The sequence below is a fragment of the Promineifilum sp. (SeqCode) genome, from assembly GCF_041918635.1.
Taxonomy (GTDB): domain Bacteria; phylum Chloroflexota; class Anaerolineae; order Promineifilales; family Promineifilaceae; genus Promineifilum.
Map to the genome: position 1 here is coordinate 1 of NZ_JAYRVJ010000097.1, position 9,453 is coordinate 9,453.

Annotated in this window: 8 protein-coding genes; 1 reads left to right on the forward strand and 7 read right to left on the reverse strand. The window is 66.2% G+C overall.

Annotated features, from left to right (window positions below):
• Nucleotides 1–616 (forward strand): ABC transporter permease (locus ACE3UY_RS03215; RefSeq protein WP_374686111.1); only part of this gene is annotated, 616 nt, incomplete at its 5' end.
• 108 nt (nt 617–724) lie between these two features.
• Here the strand turns inward: ACE3UY_RS03215 and ACE3UY_RS03220 are convergent.
• The 7 genes from ACE3UY_RS03220 to ACE3UY_RS03250 form a co-directional block, all read right to left on the reverse strand.
• Nucleotides 725–1,318, reverse strand: coding sequence for a hypothetical protein (locus ACE3UY_RS03220; protein ID WP_374686112.1), 594 nt, complete (start codon nt 1,316–1,318; stop codon nt 725–727).
• 393 nt (nt 1,319–1,711) lie between these two features.
• The gene (locus tag ACE3UY_RS03225) at nt 1,712–1,912 is read right to left on the reverse strand and encodes a hypothetical protein (protein ID WP_374686113.1); all 201 of its coding nucleotides are present in this window, start codon (nt 1,910–1,912) and stop codon (nt 1,712–1,714) included.
• Nucleotides 1,913–1,998: 86 nt separating this feature from the next.
• Nucleotides 1,999–3,246 carry an ABC transporter permease gene (locus ACE3UY_RS03230; protein ID WP_374686114.1) on the reverse strand — a complete coding sequence of 416 codons (1,248 nt, stop codon included), beginning with the start codon at nt 3,244–3,246 and terminating at the stop codon, nt 1,999–2,001.
• Between the two features lie 62 nt (nt 3,247–3,308).
• Nucleotides 3,309–4,550: an ABC transporter permease gene (locus tag ACE3UY_RS03235; protein ID WP_374686115.1), complete on the reverse strand. Its 1,242-nt coding sequence runs from the start codon at nt 4,548–4,550 to the stop codon at nt 3,309–3,311.
• A 70-nt stretch (nt 4,551–4,620) separates the two neighbouring features.
• A complete protein-coding gene (locus ACE3UY_RS03240; RefSeq protein WP_374686116.1) occupies nt 4,621–5,388 on the reverse strand; it encodes an ABC transporter ATP-binding protein in 768 nt (255 codons plus the stop codon).
• A gap of 90 nt (nt 5,389–5,478) precedes the next feature.
• Entirely contained in the window at nt 5,479–7,059 is a 1,581-nt protein-coding gene (locus ACE3UY_RS03245; RefSeq protein ID WP_374686117.1) for an efflux RND transporter periplasmic adaptor subunit, read from the reverse strand.
• Nucleotides 7,060–7,255: 196 nt separating this feature from the next.
• Nucleotides 7,256–9,394 (reverse strand): heavy metal translocating P-type ATPase, encoded by a 2,139-nt coding sequence (locus ACE3UY_RS03250; RefSeq protein ID WP_374686118.1) that lies wholly within the window; start codon nt 9,392–9,394, stop codon nt 7,256–7,258.
• Nucleotides 9,395–9,453: the final 59 nt, after the last annotated feature.

Sequence of the window (9,453 nt, forward strand, 5' to 3'; positions counted from 1 at the left end):
GGGGTTCAATACCTGGGCCAGCGGCCAGCGCATCGACCGCAACAAGACCGGCTACAACACGGTCATCGTGAAGGTCAACAGCGTGGATGAAGTGCTGGACGTGGCCGACCAGATCACAACCCTCGGCTTCCAGGCCTACACACCGCAGTCGTTCGTGCAGGGTATCAGCGGTTTCTACCTGGTGCTGCAGGTCGTCTTCGGCGCGATGGGGGCCATCGCCCTGCTCGTGGCGGCCATCGGCATCGCCAACACGATGACCATGGCCATCCTGGAGCGCACGCGGGAGATCGGCCTGATGAAGGCCGTCGGCGCGAACAACCGGCACGTGCTGGCGATCTTCCTGGGCGAGGCAGCCGGCATCGGCTTTCTGGGCGGGCTGGGCGGCGTGGCGATCAGCTGGGGGCTGGGACAGGTGCTCAACGTGCTGGTCATCGGCTACATGGCCGGGCAGTCGGCCCAGACGGGCGCACCGCCGCCGACTTCGGCCGTCATCACGCCGCTATGGTTGCCCCTCTCGGCGCTGCTGTTCGCCACGCTCATGGGGTTAGTGTCCGGCCTTTACCCGGCGCTCAGCGCGGCCACCCTGGCCCCGATGGCGGCGCTGAAGTACGAATAGAAGAGGCTCACGCAAAGCACGCAGAGAGTGCCAAGAGCGCCAGGAAGCATAGCTCTTTGCGTTCTTGGCAAACGTAGCGTGCTTTGCGTCATTTCAGACCTCAGTCGATTACTCGGCCGTTGCCGTGCCGGCGAAAGGCTCACCAAAGGAGCCGCCCAGCAGATCGAGCGTGGCGATGTCGCCGCCAATGTAGACGACGATGGTATTGCCCTGGCGGTAGAAGTGGGGCGCGCCCGCCCAGCGGACGCTAACGTCGTTGATCATGCCCCCATCGGGCGAGATAGTCGCCGCCGCTGCCTCAGCCTCAGCCTCGTCGGCGAACTGGTACACCTGAATCTCCTCGTCGTTGACCAGATAGGTCTGGCCGTTAGAACCCTCGAACAGCGGGGACGGCACGTCGCCGCCGAGGGAAACCGCCGCCCCGGCCGCCGTCCACGCATCGGCGAAGGGGAGCATATCGCCGGCGGCCGGCATCGATTCGCCGCCGGCATCGCCCGCGGCCGGCTGGCCGATGGTCTCGGCGTCGCCCGGCTCCACATCGCCCGCGCTGGCATCGTCGCCATTGGTGTTCAGTGTGTCCGGCGCGGGAACCTGCCCGCCCTGCTCGCCTGTCGAGATGGGCGCGCTCTCATCGCCGCAGGCGACCAGCAAGACCGGCAGCAGTAGCAGTAGAATCAGCATGGTCAGTTGTCTCTTCATCATCAATGGTTCTCCTCACAGTAGTTGTCCGCCCGCGGTCTGGTGGGTAACACGGGTGGAGACGTTTGGCGTGGGATAGGCGCATGGGCTTCAGACAAAAGGGCCGGAGGGAATGCCTCCGGCCCAGGCTCAATACTTCCTTCTCCCGTCGAATCAATCAAGCATGGATGCGCGCCGATTAAGTTGGCCGCATCACTCTCATTCTAATAGCAGAACGTGATAACCCACAACGGCTGAATGACTGCGGGCGGTATGTAGAACGAAGGGTTACAGGAGAAGCGTATTGGCGGAGAGAGATAGGACCGATGACGCGGGTAGAATTGGCGTGTACAGGCATAGATATAGGCGCGGGCATAGCCAGAGGTATAGATATAGGCAACCGCGTCGCAATGAGTCCTACGGCCGGCGCGGAAAGAGGATGGTATCGATGAGGGTCTTGCCGATGTAGATGACGAGGACAAATATCGTCGCCGGGACTTGCCAGTAGAGGAACCAGGCCGGCGTCCAACGCGGCAGCGGCGCGACAGCGATGAAGAAGGCCACGGCCGCGGCGACAATGACCCGCGAAAAGAACTTGCGCCAGTTGCGTTGTTTCACGATGTCCACCGTGGCGCGGGTTTCTTGACCCGTGTTCTATGGGCCATTACGCGATTGAGAACACAGGTTAAGAAACCTGTGCCACCTCACTCAAACCGCAACGCCTCAATCGGGTGTAACCCCGCCGCGCGCGACGCGGGATAGATGCCAAAAAACAGCCCCACGGCGACCGAGAAGCCGACGGCCAGGGCGACGGAGCTAAACGTCACCGAGGTGTCCAGTTCCGGCACCGCCAGATTGACGGCCATCGCCCCCAGCACACCGATCAGAATGCCCAGCAGCCCGCCCAGCACGGCCAGCACCACCGCCTCCGTGAGGAACTGCCCCAGGATGTCGCGCCGCCGCGCCCCGACCGCCTTGCGCAACCCGATCTCGCGCGTTCGCTCCGTCACCGACACCAGCATGATGTTCATGATGCCGATGCCCCCAACCAGCAGCGAGATGCTGGCGATGGCTCCCAGGAAGAGTGTCAGCACGCCTGTCACCGCGCCAAACGCCTGGATGAAGTCTCCCTGCGTCAGGATTTGGAAGTCGTCGTCGTCGCGGAACTCGATGTTGTGGCTCTGGCGCAGGACGGTGGAGGCGTCAATGATCACCCCGTCAATGGCCTCCTCGTCAGCAGCCTGAATGAGGATGGCGTCGGCCAGAAAGTCGCCGCTGCGCGTGCTGCGGGCGTTGAACAGCCGCTCCTGGGCCGTTGTCAGGGGGATGAGGGCGATGTCATCCTGGCTGCCGCCCAGACCAGAGGCCCCCTGTGAGGTTAACAGGCCGATGACGCGGAAGTTGATGCCATTGACGCGTACGTCCTGGTCGAGCGGGTCGATGTCGTCAGGGAAGAGCGCCTTCACGGTATCCGGGCCGAGGACGATGACGCGCGAGCGGGCGTCGTAGTCGGCCTGATCGATGTCCCGCCCGCGGGCCATCTCCAGCGAGTTGATGGCGGTATACCCCGGCGTAGACGCGCGCGCCAGCACGTTGTGCAAGTTGCCGCCGTACTGGAGGTCGATGCTGCGGAACATGACCGGGGCCACGGCCGCCGCGCCCGGAACCAGCCCCACGTCGCTCAGCAACTCCGCGTCGCGCAACGTCAGTGACGACTCGCTCAGTGGGTCGCTGCCGGGCGGGCCGGGCGTCTCCTGGTCGGGAATAATGAAGATGAGGTTTGTGCCCAACCCGGAGAACTGGTCGGCCACGAAGCGCGTCACACCGTCGCCAATGGACAGCAAGGTAATGACGGCAGCGACGCCGATCAGGATGCCCAACATGGTCAGCGCGGCGCGCAGCTTGTTGGCCGATAGGCCACGGAGGGCAATGCGGATGTTCTCAGTTAGCATGATCAATCGTAGGGGCGGACCTGCGTGTCCGCCCAGGTGGGGGCAGACACGCAGGTCTGCCCCTACTCGTATCTCAACGCATCAATCGGATTCAGCCCGGCGGCGCGCGTGGCCGGGTAGATGCCAAAGAACAGGCCGACGGCGGCCGAGAACAGGATAGCCAGGGCGACCGAGTTCCAGGCCACCCGCGCGTCCAGCGTGTCGGACAGGCTGCTGATCAGGTAGGCCCCGGCCGCGCCAAGCAGCAGTCCGATCAACCCACCCAGACTCGCCAGCATGACGGCCTCCACCAGAAATTGCCACAGAATATCGCGCCGCTTCGCGCCGACCGCCTTGCGCAGACCAATCTCGCGCGTCCGCTCCGTCACCGAGACGAGCATGATATTCATGATGCCGATGCCGCCGACCAGCAGCGAAATGCCGGCGATGACCCCCAGAAAGATGGTCAGCACGCCGGTAATCTGGCCGAGCGCGCCAACGACCTCGGCCTGACTGAGGATGGTGAAGTCGTCCTCGTCGCGGAAGGTGATGCCGCGCGACTGGCGCAGGGCCAACCCCATCTCGGCGATGGCCGCGTCCTGGCGATCCTCGCTGATGACCTGGGCCAGAATCTGATCGACGCGGTACTCGCCGTCGGGCAGACGGGCGGGGAAGAGGCGGCGCTGGGCGGTGTTCAACGGGACCAGTACCACGTCATCCTGGTCGTTGAAGCCGGAGCCGCCCTTCTCTTCCATCAGGCCGATGACGCGGAAGTTGACGTTGCTGATGCGGATCGTCTCGCCAATGGGCGACTCGCCGTCGGGGAATAACTGCTCGTAGACGCTCTGCCCCAACACAGCCACGCGCGTCGCGCCGAGCACGTCTTGCTCGGTGAAGAAATCGCCCAACACGGGAGCGAAGTCGCGGACGCCGGTGTAGTCGGGCGTTGTGCCGGTGACGGTGGTGCGCGCTTCCTCGCCGCCGCGGGTGATGATGGCCGGGCGGCCGTAGGTCGGCGCGACGCGCAGCAGGTCGGGCACGTTTTGCGTGTCGGCCAGCGCCAGGTAGTCATCGTTGGTCAGGCTGGTGCGGACAACGTTGCCGGTGAACTCGTTGGCGTCGGGCTGGCCGGGGATGACGAATAGCAAGTTGTTGCCCAACCCCTCGAACTCGGACACGACCACGTCCTGCACACCCTCGCCGACGGAGACGAGCGTGATGACCGCGGCCACGCCGATGATGATGCCGAGCATCGTCAGGATGGCCCGCAGCTTGTTCGCCAGAAGGCTGGCAAGAGCGAGGCGGATGTTTTGGACGAAGTTCACTCGATTCCCTTAATAACTGTGGTACAGGTTTCCTTAACCGGTATATCTACCACGGGTTAAGAAACCCGTGCTACCCATGCACCAACGCCTCATCCGACGGCCGCACGCTCTTGCCGGCCACCAGCGGCTCCGGCACAATCTCGTCGCGCACGACGACGCCGTCGGCGAGGGTGATGATGCGCCGCGTGTGCCGGGCGATCCACGGGTCGTGGGTGACGAACAGAATGGTGATACCCTGCTCGCTGTTCAGGCGCTGGAAGATCGCCATCACCTCCGTGCCCGACTTGCTATCCAGATTGCCGGTCGGCTCGTCGGCCAGGATGATGGCCGGCTCGTTGACCAGGGCGCGGGCGATAGCTACGCGCTGCTGCTGGCCGCCGGACAGCTCGCTCGGCCGGTGGTGCGTCCGCTCCCCCAGGCCGACCATCTCCAGCGCCCGCCGCGCCTGCTCCTGCCGCCCTCCCTTGGCGGCATAGATCAGCGGCAACTCCACCTGCTGGATAGCCGGCATGCGCGGCAGCAGGTTGAAGTTCTGGAAGACGAAGCCGATCTTGCGGTTGCGGATGTCGGCCAGATCGTCGTCGCTCAGCGCGCTGACGTCGATACCGTCCAGCAGGTAGGTCCCGCTCGTCGGCTGGTCGAGCGCGCCGAGCATATTCATCATCGTCGACTTGCCGGAGCCGGACGGGCCCATGATGGCGACGAACTCCCCTGCGGCAATCTCGATCGACACGCCGTTGAGCGCCCGAACCTGATACTCGCCCATCTGGTAAACCTTGGTCATGTCGCGGATGACGATGACTGCCTTGCGGCCGTCGGCTTTCCCATTGCTGTCCATACCTATCTCGCCTCAAAAGGATCTTATCCGCAGATTAGGCAGATTAAAGAGAAAATCTGCCAAATCTGCCTAATCTGCGGATGATACCTCTTACTCCTGTCCGCCGAAGCCGCCGAAGAAGTCCAGGCCCTCGCGCTCGCTGGTCAGGACAACCATGTCCCCCTCGCTCAGACCGCTCAGCACCTCGCTGAACTGCTCATTGCGCAGCCCCGTTTCCACGACGACCTCTTCAACCGTCCCATCCGGCCGCTCAATCGGCACGAACGCCTCGCCCGTCTCGCGGTTCAGCCGCACGGCCCAGTTGGGCACGACGAGCACGTTCTCGATCTCCTCCACGGTAATGCTGGCGCTGGCGCTCATGCCGGAGCGCAACCCCGTCGCCGCCGCCTCGTCGAGGTTGATCGTCACCAGGTAGGTGACCACGCCGGAGGTGCTGGTGCTGGTCGGCGCGATCTCGCCGACCGTACCCTGGATCGGCGCGTCGGGTAGGGCGTCGAGGGTGATCTCCGCCGGCTGGCCGACCTCGACGCGGTCGATGTCGATCTCGTCCACCTGCACGGTGATGTGGTAGGCGTCCTCGTTCAGGATGGTCACGGCCGGCGCGCCGGGCGTGGCCTGCTCCCCCTCGCGCACGAGGACGCTGGCGATCCGGCCGCTGATGGGGGCGATGAGTTGCGCCTGCCGCAGCCGGAGTTGGGCCAGTTCCAGGTTGGTGCGGGCGCTGGCGACCTGCGCCTCCAGGATGGCCGTTTCCTGGGGCGAGGGCTTCTCTTGCAGCAGGTCGGAGGCGGCGCGGGCGCGGGCCAACTGGGCCTCGGCCGCGGCGACGTTGCCCTCGGCCGCCGCCACCTGGGCCGACGCGCTGGCGATGGCCGCGTCGGCAGCCTGGATGTCGGCCGGGCCGGCGGGGTTGTTCAGGTCGGCCAGCTGCGCCTCGGCGGCCTGAAGGTTCAGCGTGGCCGTCTCCAACGCGGCGCGGGCCTGCTCTTCCGGCGCGCCCAGACCGGGGCAGACCGTCTCTTCCGAGTCGGTTCCCGGCACGGTGAAGGTGTGGCACTCGATGGTTCTATTGTAGGTCTCCTGGGCCTGCTTCTGCTGCTGGCGGGCGGCGGCCACATTTGATTCGGCGGCGGCGATCTGGCCGGACGTGGCGCCCGCCGTCAGTTGCGCCTTCTGGGCCACCGCCTGCTGCCGGCCGGCCTGCGCCCCGGCCAGATTGGCCTGGGCCACTTGCACATTGGCTTCGGCGGCCTGAATGTCGGCCTGCGACGAGGCCAGTTGCGCCGCGCTCGGCCCACCCTCGACGCGCTGGGCCATCGTCAATTCCTGGATGCGCAGCCCGTCCTCCGCCTGTTGGACGGCCAGGGCCAGTTCGGCGGTGTCCAGTTGGGCCAGCACATCGCCGGCCTGCACCTCTTGCCCCTGGACGGCCGACAGGTCGGTGATGGTGCCGCCCAGGCCGAAGGTCAACGTGACCAGCGTCTCCGGCTCGATAGTTCCGGTGGCGTTGACGGTGGAGGTGATGCGGTCGCGGGCGACGGTCGCCTCGCGCAGAATCTCGAATTGGGGCTCGGCCGCGGCCTGCTGCCGGCGGGTGAGGAAGTAGACCCCCGCGCCAACGAGGGCCAGCACCAGGATAACGATGAGGAGCGTCCTGACATTGCGTGACATAGGTTGTTCCGAAAAGCGTCGCGAGCCGGGGCTCCCGGCGGAGACTCAGGTTGTTATCACTCTATACGGATGGGCGCGGCGTGAGGTAGCCGCTTCTACAGGGGATTATAGGACAATCCGGGGGCGAAAACAGGGGGATTCTCATGAGGGTTTAGACCTGACAGGTTTGCGGGAAACCTGCCAGGTCTGCATGCCACTACAGCTTCAATCGCCGCAATGTCTGCGCATTCAACGCGACGATGATCGTGCTCAGCGCCATAAGGGCCGCGCCCAGCGCCGGCGGCGGCAGGATGCCCCACGGGGCCAGCACCCCGGCGGCGAGAGGGATGGCGACGACGTTGTAGCCGGCCGCCCACCAGATGTTCTGCACCATCTTGCGGTAGGAGGCGCGGCTGAGGCGAATGAGCCGGGCCACGTCCTGCGGATCGCTCTTGACCAGGATGATGCCGGCCGACTCGATGGCGACGTCCGTACCGCCGCCGATGGCGACACCCACGTCGGCGCGGGCCAGCGCCGGCGCGTCGTTCACCCCGTCGCCGACCATGATCACCCGCTTGCCCTCCGCCTGCAGCGCACGCACGTGCTTCTCCTTGTCCTCCGGCAAGACCTGGGCGAAGATGCGGTCGAGGCCGAGTTGTCCCGACACCGACCGCGCCACTGCCTCGCTGTCACCGGTAATCATGGCGACCTCGAGGCCCATGTCGTGCAGCGCGGCGATGGCTTCGCGGCTCTCCGGCCGGATCACGTCGGCCAGAGCGAAGGCCGCCGCCGGCCGTCCATCTCGCGCCAGATAGACGACCGTCTGCCCCTGCTCCCCGGCGCGGCGGGCGAAGTCGGCCAGCGCCGCCGGCGCGTCCAGCCCCAAATGCTCCAGCAGGCGCGGCCCGCCGACGTGCACCCGTTCGCCATTCACCGACGCGACCACGCCGCGCCCCTTCAGCGCCTCGAAGCCGGAGACGGCCGGCAACGGCCGCCCCAAAGCCGCAGCGTGGTCGCGCAGGGCGCGGGCGATCATGTGTTCTGAGTCCCCCTCCACGGCCGCGGCCAGCGCCAGCGCCTCATCGCCGTCCTGTCCCTCGACGGTCGCCAGCCCGACGACGCCCTGCTCTCCTTTCGTCAGCGTACCCGTTTTGTCGAACAGCACCACGTCGGCGGCGCGGGCGTTCTCCAGCGCGGGCCGGTCGCGCACCAGGATGCCACTGCTGGCCGCCAGCGAGGTGGTCAGGGCGACGACGAGCGGCACGGCCAGCCCCAGCGCATGGGGGCAGGCGATGACCAGCACCGTGACCACCCGTAACAGCACCTCCTGGTCCAGACCGACGACCGCGAGCCAGATGATAGCCGTCAGCGCCGCCGCCGCCAGAGCGACATAGAACAGCCACCCGGCGGCGCGGTCGGCCAGGAGTTGGGCCCGCGAGCGGCTGCGCTGGGCCTCGGCCACCAGGCGCATGATGCCGGAGAGGGCCGTCTCCTCGCCCACGGCCGTGACGCGCACGCGCAGCGCCCCGTCGCCGGCGTTGACCGTCCCGGCGATGACCCGGTCGCCCGGCTGCTTGTCCACGGGTGCGGACTCGCCGCTGACCATCGCCTCGTTGATGGCCGTCTCGCCCACTTCCACCTCGCCGTCGGCGGGCACGCTCGCGCCGGGCCGCACCAGGACGAGATCGCCGGCGGCCAGCGCGGCGGCGCGCACTGTCTCTACCTGGCCGTTCGGGGCGATGCGCTCGGCTGTGTCCGGTAACAGCTTCGCCAGCGCGTCGAGCGCCCCCGACGCCTGACGCACGCTGCGCATCTCCAGCCAGTGGCCCAACAGCATCACGTCGATGAGGGTGACGAGTTCCCAGAAGAAGCTTTCGCCCAGACTCAGCAAGACGGCGGCCAGGCTGTAGACAAAGGCGACGCTGATAGCCAGGGAGATGAGCATCATCATCCCTGGCCGGCGCGCGGCCCACTCGTCGCGGGCCATGCCCAGGAAGGGCAACCCGCCGACGACGAAGATGACAACCGAAAGGACGGGCGCGACCCACTGGCTGCCTGGAAATGCCGGGGGCGTGAAGCCCAGCCACTCCTGAAGCATCGGGCTATACAGGAGCACGGGTACGCTCAGGATGAGGCAGACCCAGAAGCGGTTGCGGAAGAGGAGTTCGTGGCCGGTGTGGTCGGTATGGGCCGCGTGGGCCGCGTGTGAATCCCGGCCATGATCGGCTTGATCATGGCCGCTGGCCTCATGGGCGGCTATCGGGTGAGAGGGAAGGTGGTCGGCGGCTACTACTTCAGTGTGGGCGTGGTTGGCTTGGTGATGTTCCTCATGACTGGAGTGGTCACCATGATCCATTAGGCAATCCTTCCTTTTGCGCGCTTGGTACCTTGCGCGAGCTTGATAAAGAGGAACAC